This window comes from Microbulbifer litoralis (genome assembly GCF_023634065.1).
In the GTDB taxonomy this organism is placed as follows: Bacteria; Pseudomonadota; Gammaproteobacteria; order Pseudomonadales; family Cellvibrionaceae; genus Microbulbifer; species Microbulbifer litoralis.
In genome coordinates this window covers 46474-65481 of the sequence record NZ_JALKCV010000006.1, presented here as the reverse complement: position 1 = coordinate 65481, position 19008 = coordinate 46474, and the positions used below count along the sequence as shown (strand labels likewise).

The 19008-nt window shown below is 62.8% G+C and carries 16 protein-coding genes; 7 read left to right on the top strand and 9 right to left on the bottom strand.

Features of this window, described 5'->3' with window-relative positions:
• Positions 1-16: 16 nt before the first annotated feature.
• Positions 17-583 (top strand): helix-turn-helix domain-containing protein, encoded by a 567-nt coding sequence (locus MWN76_RS10970; protein ID WP_250461460.1) that lies wholly within the window; start codon positions 17-19, stop codon positions 581-583.
• Between the two features lie 82 nt (positions 584-665).
• Here MWN76_RS10970 and MWN76_RS10965 read toward each other — a convergent pair whose 3' ends face one another.
• The 3 genes from MWN76_RS10965 to MWN76_RS10955 all read right to left on the bottom strand — a co-directional run bounded on the left by MWN76_RS10965 (position 666) and on the right by MWN76_RS10955 (position 5537).
• Entirely contained in the window at positions 666-2255 is a 1590-nt protein-coding gene (locus tag MWN76_RS10965) for a SpoVR family protein (protein WP_250461459.1), read from the bottom strand.
• Positions 2255-3535: a YeaH/YhbH family protein gene (locus MWN76_RS10960; RefSeq protein WP_250461458.1), complete on the bottom strand. Its 1281-nt coding sequence runs from the start codon at positions 3533-3535 to the stop codon at positions 2255-2257. Before MWN76_RS10960 ends, MWN76_RS10965 begins: the two co-directional genes overlap by 1 nt.
• Positions 3536-3614: 79 nt before the next feature.
• Positions 3615-5537, bottom strand: a complete 1923-nt coding sequence (locus tag MWN76_RS10955) for a PrkA family serine protein kinase (RefSeq protein WP_250461457.1) — start codon at positions 5535-5537, stop codon at positions 3615-3617.
• Positions 5538-5904: 367 nt separating this feature from the next.
• On the opposite strand from MWN76_RS10955, the gene galE reads away from it, so the two are divergent.
• A complete protein-coding gene (gene galE / locus MWN76_RS10950; protein WP_250461456.1) occupies positions 5905-6933 on the top strand; it encodes a UDP-glucose 4-epimerase GalE in 1029 nt (342 codons plus the stop codon).
• A gap of 389 nt (positions 6934-7322) precedes the next feature.
• Positions 7323-7964 carry a CPBP family intramembrane glutamic endopeptidase gene (locus MWN76_RS10945; RefSeq protein ID WP_250461455.1) on the top strand — a complete coding sequence of 214 codons (642 nt, stop codon included), beginning with the start codon at positions 7323-7325 and terminating at the stop codon, positions 7962-7964.
• A 78-nt stretch (positions 7965-8042) separates the two neighbouring features.
• Here the strand turns inward: MWN76_RS10945 and MWN76_RS10940 are convergent, their stop codons facing one another.
• Complete coding sequence (locus MWN76_RS10940; RefSeq protein ID WP_250461454.1) at positions 8043-8429, bottom strand: DUF4168 domain-containing protein; 387 nt, start codon at positions 8427-8429, stop codon at positions 8043-8045.
• 461 nt (positions 8430-8890) lie between these two features.
• Between MWN76_RS10940 and MWN76_RS10935 the strand changes: the two genes are divergently transcribed.
• A complete protein-coding gene (locus MWN76_RS10935) occupies positions 8891-9412 on the top strand; it encodes a sigma-70 family RNA polymerase sigma factor (RefSeq protein ID WP_250461453.1) in 522 nt (173 codons plus the stop codon).
• The gene (locus tag MWN76_RS10930; RefSeq protein ID WP_250461452.1) at positions 9412-10149 is read left to right on the top strand and encodes an anti-sigma factor family protein; all 738 of its coding nucleotides are present in this window, start codon (positions 9412-9414) and stop codon (positions 10147-10149) included. Before MWN76_RS10935 ends, MWN76_RS10930 begins: the two co-directional genes overlap by 1 nt.
• 116 nt (positions 10150-10265) lie before the next feature.
• Here the strand turns inward: MWN76_RS10930 and MWN76_RS10925 are convergent, their stop codons facing one another.
• The 5 genes from MWN76_RS10925 to MWN76_RS10905 form a co-directional block, all read right to left on the bottom strand.
• Positions 10266-11078, bottom strand: coding sequence for a symmetrical bis(5'-nucleosyl)-tetraphosphatase (locus MWN76_RS10925; protein WP_250461451.1), 813 nt, complete (start codon positions 11076-11078; stop codon positions 10266-10268).
• Positions 11079-11097: 19 nt separating this feature from the next.
• On the bottom strand, positions 11098-11898 hold the full coding sequence (rsmA, locus tag MWN76_RS10920) for a 16S rRNA (adenine(1518)-N(6)/adenine(1519)-N(6))-dimethyltransferase RsmA (RefSeq protein ID WP_250461450.1): 801 nt from the start codon (positions 11896-11898) through the stop codon (positions 11098-11100).
• Positions 11899-11994: 96 nt separating this feature from the next.
• Positions 11995-12981, bottom strand: coding sequence for a 4-hydroxythreonine-4-phosphate dehydrogenase PdxA (gene pdxA, locus MWN76_RS10915; RefSeq protein ID WP_250461449.1), 987 nt, complete (start codon positions 12979-12981; stop codon positions 11995-11997).
• Positions 12978-14294, bottom strand: coding sequence for a peptidylprolyl isomerase (locus MWN76_RS10910; RefSeq protein ID WP_250461448.1), 1317 nt, complete (start codon positions 14292-14294; stop codon positions 12978-12980). The genes pdxA and MWN76_RS10910 overlap by 4 nt, the downstream gene beginning before the upstream one ends.
• Positions 14295-14332: 38 nt before the next feature.
• Positions 14333-16933 (bottom strand): LPS-assembly protein LptD, encoded by a 2601-nt coding sequence (locus MWN76_RS10905; RefSeq protein ID WP_250461447.1) that lies wholly within the window; start codon positions 16931-16933, stop codon positions 14333-14335.
• 269 nt (positions 16934-17202) lie between these two features.
• Here MWN76_RS10905 and MWN76_RS10900 point away from each other — a divergent pair, with 269 nt between their 5' ends.
• On the top strand, positions 17203-18282 hold the full coding sequence (locus MWN76_RS10900) for an aminoglycoside phosphotransferase family protein (protein WP_250461446.1): 1080 nt from the start codon (positions 17203-17205) through the stop codon (positions 18280-18282).
• Entirely contained in the window at positions 18279-18992 is a 714-nt protein-coding gene (gene murU / locus MWN76_RS10895) for an N-acetylmuramate alpha-1-phosphate uridylyltransferase MurU (RefSeq protein WP_250461445.1), read from the top strand. The genes MWN76_RS10900 and murU overlap by 4 nt, the downstream gene beginning before the upstream one ends.
• Positions 18993-19008: the final 16 nt, after the last annotated feature.

Here is a 19008-nt window from a genome sequence, read left to right as displayed (position 1 = left end):
TGGGGGAAATAATAAGATGAATGAACTGCATGTATTGACCACCGGGGAGGCCGCGAGGTATTGCGGGGTCAATTTCCGTACAGTGATCCGCTGGATCGAGCGGGGCCAGCTCAAGGCTTACAAGCTGCCCGGGCGCGGCGATCACCGAATCTGTGTGGAGGATTTTGTCGGCTTTCTGCGCGACAACGCCATGCCGGTGCCCACCGAGCTGGCCGGCGCCAGCCGCAAGGTACTGATGCTGGCCGGTGACCCGGAACTGACCGGCGCCGCTCGCCAGGCACTGCAGCAGGAGGGCTGCGAGGTGGAGATTGCCGGCGACGCGTTTGTTGCCGGTACGCTGATGGCCGGTTGCAAGCCGGCGCTGTTGCTGATGGACGCCAACCTGGTGGGCGTCACCGGGTTCCAGATTCTCGACCACCTGCGCTCCAACAGTGACTTCGCCAATGTCGGTGTGCTGGTGGTGGCGCCGGTCGGGGAGCGGGACCAGCAACGCTGGCTGGATGCGGGCGCCGATGCCTTGATCAGCCAGGCAGCGGATCGCGGGGAGCTGGCGGCCAAGGTGAAATTACTGCTCGAAATTTGATCGGTGACCAATAAACAATGATCAGGGACCGGCGTTTGCGGGGGCTGCATTGATCACTGGTCATTGTTAATTGTTCATGGCGTCAGATGGGTTTGGGAATCAGCATGGATTCCTCATCGCCTTCGGCGCGATCGCGTCCCAGTTCGGGGCAGTGGTAGCTGGCGGTGATTTCATCGCCGTGCAGGCTATGCAAATGCACATCGAAGCCCCAGAGCCGGTGCAGGTGGCGCATGACCTCGCCGGTATCCTTGCCCAGCGGGCGGCGCTGGTGCTGGGTGTGGTGCAGTGTCAGTGAGCGGTCGCCGCGGGTATTCACGGAGAATGCCTGGATATTGGGCTCGCGGTTGCCGAGGTTGTACTGCCCGGCCAGGTTGGCGCGCAGCTGCCGGTAGCCGTCCTCGTCGTGGATGGCATCGACCAGGATTTCGTTCTCCCGATCGTCGTCGCTGATGCAGAACAGTTTCATGTCGCGCATCACCTTGGGCGACAGGAACTGCAGGATAAAACTCTCATCCTTGAAGTCCCGCATCGCGAACTGCAGCGTCTCCTTCCAGTTGCTGCCGGCGATATCCGGGAACCACTGGCGGTCCTCGTCGGTGGGGTTTTCGCAGATGCGCCTGAGGTCGCTGAAAATACTGAACCCGAGTGTGTAGGGGTTGATGCCGCTGTAGTAGGGGCTGTCGAACGGCGGCTGGTAGATGACATTGGTGTGGCTCTGCAGGAACTCCATCATAAAGCCGTCGGTCACCCGCCCGCGTTTGTACAGCTCCGTCAGCAGTGTGTAGTGCCAGAAGGAGGCCCAGCCCTCGTTCATCACCTGGGTCTGGCGTTGCGGGTAGAAATACTGTGCCAGCTTGCGCACGATGCGCACCAGTTCGCGCTGCCAGTTCTCCAGTAGCGGTGCATGCTTCTCGATGAAGTAGAGCAGGTTTTCCTGCGGCTCTTCCGGAAAGCGGTGCTCCGATTTCTCCTCTTCGCCCTCACCCATTTTCGGAATGGTGCGCCACAGGTCGTTCAGTTGCCGCTGGCGATATTCCTCCCGTTCCTTCTGTCGCCGCTCCTCCTCCACGGCGGAGATGGGGTAGGGACGCTTGTAGCGGTCCACGCCGTAATTCATCAGTGCGTGGCAGGAATCCAGTACGGCCTCGACCTCGTCCAGCCCGTAGCGCTCTTCACAGCGGGAGATATAGTTTTTGGCGAAGATCAGGTAGTCGATGATACTGCCGGCATCGGTCCAGCTGCGGAACAGGTAGTTGCCCTTGAAGAAGGAGTTGTGGCCGTAACTGGCATGGGCAATGACCAGTGCCTGCATCGTCATGGTGTTCTCTTCCATCAGGTAGGCGATGCAGGGGTTGGAATTGATGACGATTTCATAGGCGAGCCCCATCAGGCCGCGCTGGTAATTGTTTTCGACGCTGATGAACTGTTTGCCGAAGGACCAGTGGTTGTAACCCACCGGCATACCCACGGAGGAATAGGCATCCATCATCTGTTCCGAACTGATGATCTCGATCTGGTTCGGGTAGGTGTCCAGGCCGAATTCGTCCGCCAGCTCGCCGATGGCGGCGTCGTAGTCCTGGACCAGTTCGAAAGTCCACTCCGAGCTGGTGGAAATGGGGCCGCTGGATTTGGCATCGGGCGGCGTGGTTCCTGTCGGGTAGGTATCGAGCATCAGGCGGCCACCTTATGGCTGAACAGTTGGCGAAATACCGGGTAGATGTCCTGCACGTCGACGATCTGTTCCATCGTGAAATGCTCGGGGAACAGCGCGCGCACACTTTCGTACTCCTCCCACAGCGCCTGGTGGTCGCGCGGTGTGATTTCCACATACGAGTAGTACTGGACTTCCGGCATGATGTCGTTGATCAGGATCTTGTGGCAGGTGCTGGAGTCGTCGTTCCAGTTGTCGCCATCGGATGCCTGGGCGCCGTAGATGTTCCATTCGCTGGCGGGGTAGCGCTCGAGCATGATGCGGCGCATCAGTTTCAGGGCGCTGGAGACAATGGTGCCACCGGTCTCGCGCGAGTAGAAAAACTCCTCCTCGTCCACCTCCTTGGCGCTGGTATGGTGGCGGATAAAGACCACCTCCGTGTATTCGTAGCTGCGTTGCAGGAAAAGGTACAGCAGCAGGAAGAAGCGCTTGGCCATATCCTTGGTAGCCTGGTTCATGGAGCCGGAAACGTCCATCAGGCAGAACATCACCGCCTTGGAGCGCGGTCGCGGCTGGCGCACCAGCAGGTTGTACTTCAGGTCGAAGTCGTCGAGGAACGGTACCCGCTGTATTCGGCTGCGAATCTCTGCAATGCGGCCGCGCAACTGCTCGATCCTGCGCATGTCGCGCAGCGCCGGATCCTTGCCTTCCTCGACATCCAGTTCCATTTCCAGTTCGCGGATATTGCGCCGCTTGCCGCTGGTCAGGGCGATGCGGCGCGCGTTGGCTGCGCGCATGGAGCGCACCACATTGATTCGCCCCGGGGTGCCCTCGTTGCTGATGCCGGCGCGCACCACCTGGAAGGACTCGTTGCCGGCCAGTCGGCGCTTGATCATATTGGGCAGCTGCAGGCCCTCGAACATGAAGTCGAGGAATTCTTCCTGCGAGATCTGGAAGACAAAGTCGTCGACACCCTCGCCGCTGTCGCTGGCGCCGCCTCCGCCGCCACCGGAACCGCCCTGCTGGCCCTGGCGCGGGATACGATCGCCGGTGATGAATTCCTTGTTGCCGGGAAGCACCCGTTCCACATGACCACCGGCGCCGTGGGAGAATATCGGTTCGTTGATATCGCGGGTGGGAATACTGATTTGCTCACCCTTGTCCATATCGGTGATGGAGCGGCTGTTCATGGCCTCGCCGACGGCCTTCTTGATATGGGCTTTGTAGCGCCTGAGAAACCGCTGGCGGTTTACCGTGCTCTTTTTCTTGCCGTTGAGTCGGCGGTCGATGATGTAGCTCATATTACTGCCTTTCGTCGGATTCGCTGCGGCCCGTCCCGATATTGCCGGGCGGGGCGGGCCCGCCCGGGTGCCGGGTTTACTACTGCGACTTGCGTACCCGCAGATACCACTCGGAAAGCAGCCGCACCTGCTTCTCGGTATAGCCCCGTTCCACCATGCGATCGACAAAGTCCGCGTGTTTCTTTTTGTCGTCTGCCGAGGCCTTGGTGTTGAAGGAAATGACCGGCAGCAGATCCTCGGTGTTGGAAAACATCTTCTTCTCGATCACTGCGCGCAGCTTTTCATAGGAGCGCCAGTCGGGGTTTTTGCCCTGGTTGTTGGCGCGGGCGCGCAATACGAAATTGACGATCTCGTTGCGGAAGTCTTTCGGGTTGGAGATGCCGGCCGGTTTCTCGGTTTTCTCCAGCTCCTCGTTCAGGGCGCCGCGGTCGAGGATCTCGCCGGTTTCCGGATCGCGGTATTCCTGGTCCTGGATCCAGAAGTCGGCGTAGGTCACATAGCGATCGAACAGGTTCTGGCCGTATTCCGCGTAGGATTCCAGGTAGGCGGTCTGGATTTCCTTGCCGATGAATTCGACATAGCGCGGTGCCAGGTACTCCTTGATAAAGCCGAGGTAGTTCTCCTGGATTTCGGGTGGGAACTGTTCCTGCTCAATCTGCTGTTCCAGTACATAGAGCAGATGCACCGGGTTGGCCGCCACTTCGGTGGCGTCGAAGTTGAAGACCTTGGACAGAATCTTGAAGGCAAAGCGGGTGGAGAGCCCGGTCATCCCCTCATCGACACCGGCGTTGTCGCGGTATTCCTGGATGGTTTTGGCTTTCGGGTCCGTATCCTTGAGGTTCTCGCCGTCGTAGATGCGCATCTTGGAGAAGATACTGGAATTTTCCGGCAGTTTGACGCGCGAGAGGATCGAGAACTGCGCCAGCATCCGCAGGGTATCCGGTGCACAGGGCGCCTTCGACAGGGAACTGTTTTCCAGCAGCTTGCGGTAGATACTGATCTCTTCCTGTACCCGCAGGCAGTAGGGCACCTTGACGATATAGATGCGATCGAGGAAGGCTTCATTGTTGCGGTTGTTGCGGAACGACTGCCACTCGGATTCGTTGGAGTGCGCCAGGATGGTGCCGTTGAAGGGGATCGAGCCCAGCCCCTCGGTGCTGTTGTAGTTGCCCTCCTGGGTAGCGGTCAGCAGTGGGTGCAGCACCTTGATCGGTGCCTTGAACATTTCCACGAACTCCATCAGCCCCTGGTTGGCGCGACACAGGCTGCCGGAGAAGCTGTAGGCATCGGGATCGTTCTGGGGGAAGTCCTCCAGTTTGCGGATATCGATCTTGCCTACCAGCGAGGAAATATCCTGGTTGTTCTCGTCGCCGGGTTCGGTCTTGGCGATGGCCACCTGGTCCAGGATCGACGGGCGGATTTTCACCACCTTGAACTTGCTGAGGTCGCCCTTGAATTCGTGCAGGCGCTTCATGGCCCAGGGGGACATGATGGTATTCACGTAACGGCGCGGAATGCCGTAGTCCTCTTCCAGGATCTGCCCGTCCTCATCCGGATCGAACAGGCTGAGCGGTGACTCGAATACCGGCGAGCCCTTGATGGCATAGATCGGGATCTTCTCCATCAGGGACTTGAGCTTCTCCGCCAGGGATGACTTGCCGCCGCCGACCGGACCCAGCAGGTAGAGAATCTGTTTCTTCTCTTCCAGCCCCTGCGCCGCGTGGCGGAAGAAGGAGACGATCTGCTCGATGGCCTCCTCCATGCCGTAGAATTCGTTGAAAGCCTCGTAGCGCTTGATGACCTTGTTGGAAAAGACGCGCGACAGGCGCGGATCCAGGGAGGTGTCGATCAGCTCCGCGTCACCGATGGCCATCAGCATGCGCTCGGCCGGGGAGGCGTAGACACTGCGGTCTTTCCTGCAAAGCTCCAGGTACTCCTGGATGCTGAGCTCTTCGTCCTGGATGGATTCGTACCTTTCCAGGTAATGGTTGAATATCGTCATGATGTACAGCTCCCTGTAGCGTGTCGTACAGCATTCGGTGTCCGGCCAGGGCCTGGCCGGGGGCCGCAGAGGCCTGCGCCAATCTGTACTGCTCTGCCGTCGGGCTGGCGACCTGGACGCAATCCGGCCGCCGGACTGCGCTTATGCTGGAATGCGCTTGCACGCGAAAACACTATCTTTATTGCCGTGGCGAAAACCGCCTTTCGCCGTGCGTGAGCGGGGGGCGAATTCCGCTCCCGCACTTCCAGCATAGCTTTCCCACTGGCTATAGCGTTGGATAAAGCGACAATATAGCGGTTGAATTCGATGGCATTTCTGCGCTCTACTAGGGCGCTTTTGCGCGACCGAAAATATCCCGGGGGATTCAATGGCAGTTCTGGTCACCGGCGGCGCCGGTTATATCGGCAGTCACACCTGCGTCGAATTACTCGCCGCCGGCCTGGAGCCGGTAGTGGTGGACAATTTAAGCAACAGCAGTGAAGAGGCCCTGCAGCGTGTGGAGGTCATTGCCGGGCGCCGCCTGCCCCTGCACCGGGCCGATCTCCGCGACGCCGACGCGCTGCGGGACATTTTTTCCCGCTACGACATAGACGCGGTGATCCATTTCGCCGGCCTGAAGGCCGTCGGCGAATCCGTTGCCCAGCCCCTCCGCTATTACGAGAACAATGTCGCCGGCACCATCAACCTGTGCCAGGTGATGGAGGAGGCCGGTGTCCGCCAACTGATTTTCAGCTCGTCGGCCACCGTCTACGGCGACCCGGCCAGCGTGCCGATCCGCGAGGACTTCCCCACTGGCGCCACCAATCCCTACGGCGCCAGCAAGCTGATGGTGGAGGATATCCTCCGCGATCTCTGTGCCGCGCCGGACAGTGGCTGGACGGTCAGCCTGCTGCGCTACTTCAACCCCATCGGCGCCCACGAGAGTGGCACCATCGGCGAGGATCCGCGCGGCATCCCCAACAACCTGCTGCCCTACGTGGCCCAGGTGGCGGTGGGACGCCTGCCGCAACTGCAGGTATTCGGCGACGATTACGACACGCCGGATGGCACGGGCGTGCGCGACTATATCCACGTGGTGGACCTGGCCCGCGGCCACCTGGCGGCGCTGGAAAAGCTGTGCCGGCAGGACACGGAGGCCGGCTGTTACACCTACAACCTGGGCACCGGTCGCGGCAGTTCGGTACTGGAAATAGTGCGCGCCTTTGAGCGGGCCAGCGGCCGCGAAATCCCCTACAAAATTGCCCCGCGCCGCCCCGGGGATATCGCCGAATGCTATGCCGACCCGGCGCTGGCCGAGCGGGAACTGGGCTGGCGGGCGGAATTCGGCCTGGAGCGGATGGTCGAGGATACCTGGCGCTGGCAGTCGCAGAATCCGGAGGGATACGCGGCCGGTTAACTTCCGGCATCCGTCTGCAGAGCCTGCAGCGAACTTCTGCGGACGGCTGTAACCTGGGGCCTTTGTCGCCTCACAGCCGCCCGTGTCAGATCCTTCCGCAGATCCCGTTGTTTCCCGATCCCGATACACCCGTCCCCGCCCCTTCAGTTGGGTGGCAATTCCGTCGCTGTGTACGAAAATAGCTCTTAGGTAGCAGGTCGCCATACTCAGGGGGTATCGCCTGCTTTGCTGTGTTTTGGCGCTGTTCTCTCGGGGCAGAAACCATGGGCTCGATAGCCGGAAAGAAACATCCATTGGGTGTCGGGAAAACATGCAAGCCTGCCTCCCGGCCTGATCCCTGGTTTGCCATCAACTGGCTGGTGATATTTTCCATCCTGCATTTTCTGGGAATGCTTCTCTATATCGTCGGTTTTGGCGTTTTTCTGGACGCCCGGGGAGCAGTCATTGAACCGGCGGAGATCCGGCGGCAGCTGGAGGCGCCGGCGTCGCTGGTGGCAATGTCTTTTGCCGGCTGGCTGCTGGTCCTGCCGGCGCTGTTGCTGGCGTCGAGTTTCAGGGGGCAGTCGTGGACGCAGACACTGGCTGTGCGCGGATTTGCACTGCGGCATTTGTGGCGGTGGTTGCTGGCGCTGGCCACCTTGCTGGCGGCGGAGATACTGGCAGTGGAATTCCTGGCGGCCGGGCAGGGGGATTTCACTCAGGCGATTGCCGGTAGTCGCCATATTCCCATGGTGCTGACAGTGGTTCTGGTGGCACCGTTGCTCGAGGAGCTGATCTTTCGGGGCTACCTGTTCCGGGCCTGGCGGCGCTCGGCGCTTGGGCTCAGCGGCACACTGCTGTTGACGTCGGCACTGTTCGCATTGGCACACTGGGGCCAGTACGGTACGGAGCAATTGGGGTTTCTTTTCGTCTTTTCCGTGATGATGGGGCTGGCGAGGGAGAGAAGTGGTTCGGTACTGCTGCCGGTTTTCCTGCACGCGCTCGGCAACCTGTTGGTGGTGATTTTCGTGCTTTGCCGAGGTGTCTTCTGATCTTTGCGAGCGGCCCACTAACACGGCCCATGTCGATCCGGTCCGGCGGCCGCTTGGGCCGCCGGATGTAACGGGGATTTATTCCATCTGCTCGATTTTTTTGGCCAGCGCCGGGTCGCTCAGGGCAGCGCGCGCGATCTCGTTGTAGCGTTCCGTTGTCAACCCGCTTGCCTGCACGACGGTGAGCATTTCGCTGTTCGCTTTCTGCCGTGCTTTCTGCGCCTCCTGCGGATCCTGGGTGCTGCTCAGTGTGCTCTGCAGGGAGGTGCGCATCTTGTCGACTTTGTCCTGGGCTTCGGCAAACATTTCCAGTTCTGAATCACTGAAGTTGGCTGCAGCGGCTGTGCCGCCGGGGTTGTAGGCCTGGTCGGTACCGCTGTCGGTGGCCGCTCCCTGGGCGCTGGCGCCGGCGGATACGGTCAGGGCAAGCAGCAGTGCGGTGAGCGCATTGGTCCATTTGATCATCGATTTAACTCCCGGTTGTTGACGTCGGGGTGCCAAAAATTCCGGCACCTTCGATCCTACCAACAGCGGGCACCATCGATCGGTTCCAGAATTTCTGCCAATTTTTTGATTGCTTAATAAATGAACAGTTGCGGAACTAACCCGGTGCGACTGTTGTTATTGCATGCAGGAGCCGCTGGAAAGACGAGAACTGCTTTCGGTATCCCGGCGGTCCGAGTCGGACCACTGCCTAGTGGGCCGCTCGCAAAGTTAGGTAACAGTTCGCTTCGCCAAATCGCCCAGCTCTGCGTTGAGAAAGCTTGAAATAACGCTGCTATTCCAGCGCTTTCTCGCCTTGACCTGAACGATTTGGCTGTGCTCCTTTGTTACCGAACTTTACAAGCGGCCCACTAGTGGTCCTCCCAGGGAGAGTCTGTCGGGCCTTTTCGGGGGCAGGGCAGCGAATAACAAACCGGGTCAGCATGAATTTTGAAGAAAAAGTCTGTGAGCAGATACCCAGCCTGAGGCGCTATGCGCGCAGCCTGTGTGGTAACGAGATCGAGGCGGAAGATCTGGTGCAGGACTGCCTGGAGCGGGCGCTGCGCAAGAGACATCTGTGGCGAACCCGCGGGGGTATCCGGCCCTGGCTGTTCCGCCTGCTGTACAACCTGTTCCTGAACCATCTCTCCTCGGCCCGGGTGCGGCGGGAGTCCACCGCGGCGGATGCCGGATGGGAGTTGAAGGTGGATGCCGCGCAGGAATCGCAGCTGGAATGTCGCGACGCAGTACAGGCGGTGCAGGGATTGCCGCCGGACCAGCGCGCGGCGTTGATGTTGATGGTGCTGGAGGCGCCCAGTTACCAGGAGGCGGCGAAAATACTGGGTATCAATGTCGGTACTTTGCGGTCGCGCCTGTCCCGGGCAAGGGAGGCCGTGCGCCGCCAATGCGAGAGCGACGTGGAGGCGGAGCCCGCCCCCGGGCCGCTTCTCAGGAGAGTGAAATAATGATGGGTCGAGATTTCACAGAGGTCGTCACCGACGAAGATCTGAGCGCGTTCGCCGATGGCCGCTTGCCACCCGCACGCAGCGCCCGGGTGGCGGCCCATCTGCGTGCCGATCCCGCGGCCGCCGAGCGCGTATTTTCATACTGGAGACACGAGGCGGACCTGCTGGAGGCGCTGGGAGGCGCTTCCGCCGCCGGGGTTTCTGCTCCTCCACCGCCCCCCCAGCGGGGAGGGGCTTTTTATGCGGGCATTGCCGCGGCAATACTGGCCTGTGCAATGGTTCTCCCCTGGCTCTGGAACAGGGATCAGGGGCTGGCGCTCTATCCGCCAGAAACTTCTCAGGTCGGGGTTGAAGTAGCGGCCGATACGGCGCCCACTTTCGCGAGCCTGGAGTCGCCGGCGGAGGTGGATAAAGCCCTCGCGGTCGCGGATGTGGCGGAATTCCATTTCACCGCGGCCGACGGTACTACCCTGGCGCTCTACAGTGTACCCATGGACAGTTTTGGCCCGGGTGCACTGCCGCAGGGCGAGGTGGCTCTGGTGGAGTGGGTCGACAACGGGCGCCACTTCGCGCTGGGCGGAAACCTGGCCAGCGCGGAGATGCTCGCCACGGCCGTATTACTGCGCCGGCAACTGTCGGGGACCCGGAATATTTCGCAGGGCGTGGAATCGCCGTTGTTGAGGGAACAGAAGCCGGTAACGGAGGATCCGGTACCGGCGGGTGTCAGCACCATGTAGCGTCGGCGCAACGGGGAATCATACTTCGCCCGGATATCGCCGTTGTCCGGCAGGAAAAATTCGCTGTCCACCGTACTGAGTACTAAAGCGCCGATTGAAAAACAGGGCACAGGGCGTCAGAGGCTGCAATCCGCACAGAAAAACGTTTCATCGGAAAGCCGCATTGCCGTCAGGTATCCGCCCCAGACACAGCCGGTATCCAGTGCGTAGACATTCTTCGTGTCCGCGCGGCCTTCCAGCGCGGCCCAGTGGCCGAAAATGATTTTGTCGTTCCTGGTTTTCCTGGCGGGAAAGCTGAACCAGGGTTTGTAGTCGCCGTGTTCCGCCTGCGGGCCGCGCTTGGTGACCAGGTCCAGGGTGCCGTCGGCCCGGCAGAAGCGCATGCGGGTGAAATAGTTGGTAATGGAACGCAGCCGTTCGATACCCAGCAGGTGATCGCTCCAGCAGTGGGGTTCGTTGCCGTACATGCCGTAGAAAAAGGCCTTGGCCAGGGCGTCGTCAGACAGTGCTTTGTGCACTTCCCGGGACAGCTCCAGCGCCTTGGTGACACTCCAGATCGGCGGGATGCCGGCGTGTACCATGGTGAAGCCTTTTTTGTGTACCACCAGCGGCAGTTCCTGCAGCCAGGTCAGCAACCGGTCGGCGTCCCTGGCGCGCAGGATTTTGGCCAGGTCGTGCTCCCTGTCCGTCAGCCGCTTGGCGCCGTGGGCCAGGGCCAACAGGTGCAGGTCGTGGTTGCCGAGTACGGCGGTGACCTGGTGGCGGTGTTCGTACAGGAAACGCAGGGTGCCGAGGCTGTCGTGGCCGCGGTGGACCATGTCGCCCGCGAGCCAGAGTTTGTCGCGCTCCGGGCGAAAGTGGATTTTCTTCAGCAGCCGTTGCAGCGGTTCGAAACAACCCTGGATATCGCCGATGGCATAGGTGGCCAAAACACTCCCCCGGAATCTTTTATTGCTCTTCGAGATCTGCGCAGTAGTTTGCCAGTTCCACAAATTCCTGCACGCTCAGGGTCTCCGGTCGGCGGCCGGCATCCACCGGCAGGCTGTCGGCGTCGAGCTCGGGGAACAGCGGTTTCAGTGCGTTGCGCAATGTCTTGCGACGCTGCTGGAAGGCCACGTTGACGATGCGTTCGAGCAGCGGCTCGTCTTTGGCCGGGTGGGGCGGCTGCGCGTGGGGGACCAGCCGCACGATGGCGGATTCGACTTTGGGCGCCGGGCGAAAGGACTGCGGCGGCACCGGGAACAAACCCTGTACGCGGCAGTGATACTGCACCATGACGCTCAGGCGGCCGTAGGACTTGTTGCCCGGTGCGGCGCTGAGCCGATCGACCACCTCCTTCTGCAGCATGAAGTGCATATCCTGCACCTTGCCGCGGAAGCCGAGCAGGTGGAAGAGCAGCGGCGTGGAGATGTTGTAGGGCAGGTTGCCGACGATACGCAGCGGCCGCTCTCCGGCCAGTTCGCCGAAGTCGAATTTGAGCGCATCGCGCTCGATGATGCTGAATGCCGGGTAGTCGCGAAACTTGAACTGCAGCAGCGGGATCAGGTCCCGGTCCAGCTCCACTGCGGTCAGCGACGGGCAGCGCTGCAGCAGCAGTCGGGTAATGGCGCCCTGGCCGGGGCCGATTTCCACCAGGTGGTCGCTCTCTTTGGGGGCGATCGCGCGCACGATCTTTTCGATGATATTTTCATCCACCAGAAAATTCTGGCCGAAGCGCTTGCGCGCCCTGTGTTCGAAAAAGTTGTCCATCAAAAAATTATTCGCTTGGTTTTCGTAGGATGGGCAAAGCGCAGCGTGCCCATCGGAGGCCAGTGATGGGCACGTCGCTGCACTCCTTTGCCCATCCTACAGGTGGCGCAGCCGCGCTAACTCGATTGCCTGGGACAGGGCCGCCTGCAGGCTGCCGCCATCGGCCAGGCCCTGGCCGGCGATATCGAGGGCGGTACCGTGATCCACCGAGGTGCGGATAAACGGCAGCCCGAGGGTGATATTCACCGCGTGGCCGAATCCCTTGAATTTTAACACCGGCAGCCCCTGGTCGTGGTACATGGCCAGCACCGCGTCGCAGCGGGCCAGCTGTGGCGGGGTAAACAGGGTGTCCGCCGGCAGCGGGCCGATCAGTTCCAGGCCCAGGGCGCGCAGCTTGTTCAGTGAGGGTTCGATGATGTCGATTTCCTCGCGCCCCAGGTGGCCGCCCTCACCGGCGTGGGGGTTGAGGCCGCAGACGCCGATACGCGGGTTTTCGATCCGGAACTGGTTGCGCAGGCTGCGGTGCAGGATGGTGGCGACCTGTTCCAGCCGTTCGGCGGTGATCGCGGCGCTGACATCCTTCAGCGGCAGGTGGGTGGTGACCAGGGCCACACGCAGTTCCTCCGCCGCCAGCATCATCACGACGCGCTCGACACCGGCGAGGTCGGCAAAGAATTCCGTATGGCCGCTGAAGGCGATCCCGGCGTCGTTGATCACCCCCTTGTGTACCGGTCCGGTCACCAGTGCATCGAATTCCCGCGACAGGCAGCCCGCGGCGGCGCGCCGCAGTGTCTCGAGTACGTAGGGGCCGTTGGCGCTGTCCAGGTGGCCCGGCGACGCGGCGCCGGCCATCGCCAGCGGCTGCAGGTACAGGCTGCCGGGGGCCGTTGCCGCGGCGGCTGCCGCGGGATCGAAGGGGATCAGTTCGAGGGGCTGGCGCAGCCGCGCCGCGGTGTCCTCGAGCAGTTGCGGATCGGCGACCGCCACGATCTGCGCCCGATGTCCGGTGGCGGCCAGCCTGACCGCCAGCTCCGGGCCGATGCCGGCGGGTTCACCGGGAGTGAGGGCAATCCTGGGGATCATTGCGCATCGCTTTGTTCGCCTTCGTCTTCCTTCAGCTCCGGCAGCTTGATTTCCACATAGGCCTCGTCGCGAATCTCGCGGCGCCAGTTCTGCAGCTCTTCCTCGTAGCGGCGGTTGCGCAGCAGGTTGGCGGCCTGGTTGCGGATGTACTGGTCGGTCATGTCCTGCTGGCGGCGGCCGTCGACGCGCAGGATATGCCAGCCGAACTGGCTGCGGAACGGCATGCTGATTTCGCCCACCGGGGTGTTTTCCATCGCCTGGGTGAACTCGGGCACGAACTGGCCGGGGTTCGACCAGCCCAGGTCGCCGCCATTAAGCATGGTGCCGATATCCTCGGAGTGTTCGCGGGCCAGTTCGCCGAAGTCGGCGCCGTCGAGTACCTGCTGGCGCAGGTCGAGCAGCAGGTTGTAGGCGGCGTCGTCATCGCGGATGGCGGAGGTCTTGACCAGGATATGGCGCACCTTGGTCTGTTCCACCAGCTGCTCGTTGGAACCGCGCTCGGCGTGGATCTTGAGCATGTGGAAACCGGCGTCGCTGCGGAAAGGATCGGTCACATCGCCGACCTTGTGGCCCTCGAGTGCATCCGCAAACAGGGTTGGCAGTTCCACGGTCTTGCGCCAGCCCAGGTCACCGCCCTGCAGGGCGTTCTGGCCGGCGGAGTTGGCGATCGCCAGGCGGCGGAAGTCGGCGCCGCCGCGGATCTGCTCGACCAGCTGTTCGGCCTTGTTGCGCGCCTCGCTCACCTCGTCACTGGGGGCGCTGGAGTTGACCGGGATCAGGATATGGCCCAGCTCGTACTGGGGCGATTTCCAGAATTCGCCCTCCTTGGAGCGCAGGAAGTTGTCGATATCCTGGTCGGTGATCTGGATGCGGCGGTTGACGCTGCCCTGTTCGACGCGGCGGATCAGCAGTTCCTGGCGGATCTGCTGGCGGAAGGCGTCCATGGAGATGCCGTCGGCGGCGAGGCGCTGGCGGAACTGCTCGGGGCTGGCGCCGGCGTTCTGCTGCACGCGCGCGATGGCCTGGTCGAGCTCGGCGTCGGAGACGGTGACGCCGGCGCGCTGGGCCATCTGCAGCTGCAGCCGCTCGATGATCAGCTGTTCCAGCACCTGGCGGCGCAGCACGTCCATCGGCGGCGCCTGTACATTCTGCGACTGGATCTGGGCCACGATGGTGTCCAGCCGCTGCTGCAGTTCGCTGGCCATGACCACGTCGTCGTCGACGACCGCGACCACCCGGTCCAGCGTCTGTACCTGCGCGTGGGTGTTCAGGGCCAAAAGAGCGGTCAGTGCGCAGAGCGCCAGTCGTGCCATTAGACCCTGTGTGCAAGCGGACTTAGTCATTATTCTCTTCACTGTTTCAGTACTTCTCTCTGATCAAAGTTGGCGATGCCCTGGCTGAGCATACGGGTGACCGTAGTGCCCAGGCCTGCCAGGCCTTTGAGCTGGATCTCCAGGTAGACACCCTCGTCGAACTCCAGCTCCTCGGGAGTTACCACGTCGGCCAGATCGTTGTCCAGCGAGCGGCGCCACACCAGGCGCGCCCGGTAACAGCAGCTGTCATATTCGACGCCGGCCATGTACTCCAGTTCCCGGTCAAAGGTTATATCGTAGTTGGCCCGCGCCAGGATCGAGGTGCTGGCGCTGATGGGCACCACCGCGGAGGTGTCCAGCTGTTCGACCGGGCCGCTGATCAGGTTACCGTTTTCGAAGCGCTCATCGCGGCGCAGGTAGCGATAGCCGAAGTTGAACAGGCGGAAATCCTCGTCCAGGTAGCGGACGGTGAAGCTGCCGCGGTTGAGCTCGTGCTCCTCTTCGTCGTAGATCAGCGTGCTGCTCGCGCGCAGTGACTGTAACGGGCGGCTCTCGATACCCACCGCGAACTCCGAGCGCGGCGAGTCCACGATGGTCTCGTCCAGTTCGATGCGGGTGTCGTCGGAGTAGAAGATCTGCCCCGCGCTGGCGGACAGCAGCGCGCGCCCGCTGGGGGGATCAATGAGGCGGGTCGTCAGGCCCAGGGCCACCCGGTCGGCGTCATCGATACGGTCGTTGCCGTTGAAGCGGCTGTCGCGGAACAGCTGGTAGAAACTCGGGGTGAACAGCGATGTGTCGTACAGCAGGTTGCTGCTCTTGGGATCGATATTGCCGATGGCGCTGTTGCCCAGGTCGAGGAAGTCCTCCTGGTTCGCGTCGGAGCTGGCCAGTGCAAACAGCCGCGGCTCCAGCGTCTGTATATAGCGGCGACCGAAGGCGTTGCCGTCCCGCTCGAAATACAGCCCGGTGTTGAGTGTGAACTGCGCGGCGGAGGCCTCCGGCGAATCGGAGACGTCCGGCGCCAGGAACTGGTCGTCCAGTTCGTAGCCGAGATAGCGCAGTGCCACGCCCGGGGTGAAATAGCCCCACAACCACTGCTTGTCCCAGTCCAGTTCATAGTCGAGCCGCAGGCGGTCGGCGTTGATGAAGTTGCGCGTGCGCGTGGTCACACTGTCGGGGTCGTCGACATCTGCGATATAGCGGATTGTCTGTGTGCTTTCGTGGTCGAAGCGGGTGAGCTGGTGATCCATCGACAGCGCCCAGTTGCCCCAGCGGTAGGCGCCGTCGATATCCATGCGCGGCAGCTGGCTGAAGGTGTCGAAAGTGTCTTTTTCCAGCAGCTGGTATTCCTGGGAGCGCAGGCTGGCCTGCCAGTTTTCACCCAGCGACAGGCGGCCCTGCACTGTCTGGTTGACCTTGCGCTCCGCGGACACGGCCAGGTTGGCCGTGTCCAGGTCGCGGAAGTAATCCGGGTCGCTGACTTTGGTGTAGTCGATATCGGTGCGCCAGAAGCTGTCGTTGCCGCCCTGCTGCTCCAGGTTGATCAGCCAGCGGTCCTCGCCCTTGGCCGGCAGTACCAGGTCTTCCGGAAAACCCTGCTGGATCAGTTCGCGCGCGTCCTCGTCGTCGCCGCCCTTGTCGTCGGGCAGGCCGGCGGCGCGCACCTCGGTATTGAACCAGGTGCTCAGGTGGCGCACCTCGACCTCGGCGCCGCTGCCGCGGTGCTGGATATAGCGCGGCACGATGGTGGCATCCATTTGTGGCGCGATATTCCAGTAGTAGGGGACGGCAAGATCCCAGCCGTTTTCGTCGCTGTGACTGATACTGGGGAACAGCAGTCCGGACAGGCGCGCATCGCCCACCGGGAAGCGCAGGTAGGGGAAATAGAAAACCGGCACATCGGCGATCTCCAGGCGCACATTGCGCGCCACGCCCTGGCGTTCGACATTGTCGATACTGATCTGGCCGCCGGTCATGCGCCAGATCTCGTCGCCGGGTTCGCAGCGGGTGTAGTTGCCCTCGGTCAGGGTCAGTTCGCCGCTGGCCTCGCGCGCCGCATAGCGGGCGCTGCCGTGGATAAAGTCGTCGTGCAGGACGTAGGTGGCATCCTCGATCGCGGCCGCCTGGCTGTCGGTGTGAACTTCCGCCGCCTTGCCGCGCACTAACATACCCGGTTCGCGTATCTCGATGGCGCCGCGAAGGTAGGCGGTGTTATCGGTGCGGTTGACGTCCACCTGATCGGCGAACAGCTGGCGGTAGCCCTGGGTGACGTGCACGTTGCCGCGCAGCTGCGCGGTGCCGTCGTCCAGCCACTCGGACTGGTCGGCGGTGGCCCGCAGCGGCGCCTCGTCCGGCAGCAGGTCGGCGTCGGCATAGTTGCGCGGCGGCGCCACGAAGGCACCGGTGCAGGCGGCCGGCAGGGTGGCGCGCTGCTGCGGGCTCAACCGGGAGCGGGGCAGCCAGTCCAGGTAGAGGTAGGGGTTGTACTCGGGGCCGGTGGCGGCGCCATCGTCCGCGGCGCGGGCCCACAGCGGCTGTGCGGCGGCCAGGCCGATGGCCAGGCCTGTGGCAACGGAGCGCGGGCGCGAGATTTGTCCAATGGCCAGCGCCAGGCGGCGCCACCGGGAAGCATGCAGCATCAGGTGAATAGTTCCGGCTATCTTTAGAGTTTCTTCCGTAGAGAGGAGCGCTCGGCGGGCCCCGCGGGCGGAACCCGCAAAAATCAGCGGACGATTCTACTTGAATGTAGAGCCCGATAACACTGACCCGGGCCGCCGCGGACTCTCTTTCCGCGGTGGTCGGCAGATTGGGGCAAATATAGTCGCCTCGCTGGACGGCGTTGGCGGCACGGTTACAATGCGGGGCCCGCAGGTGGGCCCTGCGGCCTATGGTGGAGTAGTAGCGGCGCATGAATGAGCCTTTGACAGACGTGACAGATCGGCGGCGGCAGGCCCTGGGCCAGTGGTCCGGCCGCGCGCTCGATCGCGCCGCTCCCGTGGACCTGCGGACCCTGGCCGGGGATGCGGGTTTCCGCCGCTATTTCCGCACCGGGACGACGCCGCCGCTGATCGCGGTGGACTCGCCGCCCGAGCGCACCAACCCGGCGCGTTTTGTGGCCGTGGCCGACCACCTGCGCCGCTACGGGATTCATACACCGCTGGTGCTCGCCGCCGATGTCGAGCACGGCTTCATGCTGCTCGAGGATCTCGGCGACCAGCTGTTGTATGAACAGCTCGATGAAGACAGTGTCGAGGGCCTCTACGCCGAGATGCTGAGCGAACTGCTGTGCCTGCAGCAGATACCGCCGGTGGGAGATCTGTTCCCGCCCTACAGCCGCGAACTGTTGCTGACCGAGATGCGTATCCTGCCGGAGTGGCTGGCGGAGAAGCTGCTCGGCCATACCCTCACCGATGCGGACCGGCAACTGCTGGAGAAGACTTTCTCCCTGCTGCTGGACAGCGCCGCGGAGCAGCCCCGGGTGCTGGTGCACCGCGATTACCACAGCCGCAACCTGTTATTGCGCGACGGCGAGCGGCCGGGTGTGGTGGATTTCCAGGACGCGGTCTGGGGGCCGGTGACCTACGACCTGGTCTCGCTGCTGCGCGATTGCTATGTGCGCTGGCCGCGGGAAAGTGTGGAGCGCTGGGCGCTATCCTATGCCGCCATGGCGGAATCCGTGGGGATACTGGAGGGCGTGGCGCCGGAAACTTTCCTGCGCTGGTTCGACTGGATGGGGCTGCAGCGCCATATCAAGGTGCTGGGGCTGTTCCCGCGCCTCTACTTGCGCGATGGCAAGCGGGGCTACCTGCCGGATCTGCCGCTGGTGATCCGCTACACCCTGGAAGTGGCTGGCCGCTATCCACAGATGGAACCCTTTGCAGACTGGTTCCGCGCCACGCTGCTGCCCCTGGCCGAGCAACAGGACTGGTATCGCGACTACCGCAGCGCCGGCGACCACAGAACACCATTGAATAAGCAGTCCCGATGAGCGAGATGGACAGAGAGCAGACACCGGCGTCATCCGACGCCCCCGCAGCCATGGTGCTGGCCGCCGGCTTTGGCAGGCGCATGCGCCCGCTGACCGATACGACCCCCAAACCCCTGCTGCCGGTGGCCGGCAGACCGCTGATCGAGTATGCCATCGAGCGGCTGGCGAAAGTCGGTGTGCGCCGCGCCGTGATCAACCTCGGCCACCTGGGCCACAGGATTCGCGAGCACCTGGGCGACGGCTCGCGCTGGGGGCTGGAGATCCGCTACTCCGTCGAGGAGGAGCCGCTGGAAACCGCCGGCGGTATCCTGCGCGCGCTGCCGCTGCTCGGCGACCGCCCCTTCTGGGTGGTCAACGGCGATGTGTGGTGCGACTTCGACCTGGGCCAGTGGCTGCGGCGCCCGCTGCCCGAGCGCTGCCCCGGCCGCCTGCTGATGGTGCCCAACCCGCCGCACAACCCGGAGGGGGATTTCGGCATCGAGAATGGGCTCCTGTCCGGCACTGCCAAGCCCCGCTATACCTTCTCGGGGATCAGCTGGCTGGATCCGAAAGCGTTGAGTGAGTACCCTCGCGCCCGCGCCTGCTTCGGTCTCGGCGAGGTGTTTACTCACAACGAGGACAGGATGCAGGCGGAACTCTATGAGGGCGACTGGTGCGATGTGGGTACACCCGAGCGCCTGCAGCGACTCGAGCAGCGCCTGAGCCGATGAATTTCTGAACCACAGG

Coding starts and splice junctions, on each gene's coding strand:
- MWN76_RS10900 (WP_250461446.1), top strand. CDS start 17,203: ATGAATGAGCCTTTGACAGACGTGACAGATCGGCGGCGGCAGGCCCTG.
- MWN76_RS10960 (WP_250461458.1), bottom strand. CDS start 3,535: ATGAGCTACATCATCGACCGCCGACTCAACGGCAAGAAAAAGAGCACG.
- MWN76_RS10935 (WP_250461453.1), top strand. CDS start 8,891: ATGAATTTTGAAGAAAAAGTCTGTGAGCAGATACCCAGCCTGAGGCGC.
- MWN76_RS10910 (WP_250461448.1), bottom strand. CDS start 14,294: ATGGCACGACTGGCGCTCTGCGCACTGACCGCTCTTTTGGCCCTGAAC.
- MWN76_RS10940 (WP_250461454.1), bottom strand. CDS start 8,429: ATGATCAAATGGACCAATGCGCTCACCGCACTGCTGCTTGCCCTGACC.
- MWN76_RS10905 (WP_250461447.1), bottom strand. CDS start 16,933: ATGCTGCATGCTTCCCGGTGGCGCCGCCTGGCGCTGGCCATTGGACAA.
- pdxA (WP_250461449.1), bottom strand. CDS start 12,981: ATGATCCCCAGGATTGCCCTCACTCCCGGTGAACCCGCCGGCATCGGC.
- rsmA (WP_250461450.1), bottom strand. CDS start 11,898: ATGGACAACTTTTTCGAACACAGGGCGCGCAAGCGCTTCGGCCAGAAT.
- MWN76_RS10970 (WP_250461460.1), top strand. CDS start 17: ATGAATGAACTGCATGTATTGACCACCGGGGAGGCCGCGAGGTATTGC.
- MWN76_RS10930 (WP_250461452.1), top strand. CDS start 9,412: ATGATGGGTCGAGATTTCACAGAGGTCGTCACCGACGAAGATCTGAGC.
- MWN76_RS10965 (WP_250461459.1), bottom strand. CDS start 2,255: ATGCTCGATACCTACCCGACAGGAACCACGCCGCCCGATGCCAAATCC.
- murU (WP_250461445.1), top strand. CDS start 18,279: ATGAGCGAGATGGACAGAGAGCAGACACCGGCGTCATCCGACGCCCCC.
- MWN76_RS10955 (WP_250461457.1), bottom strand. CDS start 5,537: ATGACGATATTCAACCATTACCTGGAAAGGTACGAATCCATCCAGGAC.
- MWN76_RS10945 (WP_250461455.1), top strand. CDS start 7,323: ATGCTTCTCTATATCGTCGGTTTTGGCGTTTTTCTGGACGCCCGGGGA.
- galE (WP_250461456.1), top strand. CDS start 5,905: ATGGCAGTTCTGGTCACCGGCGGCGCCGGTTATATCGGCAGTCACACC.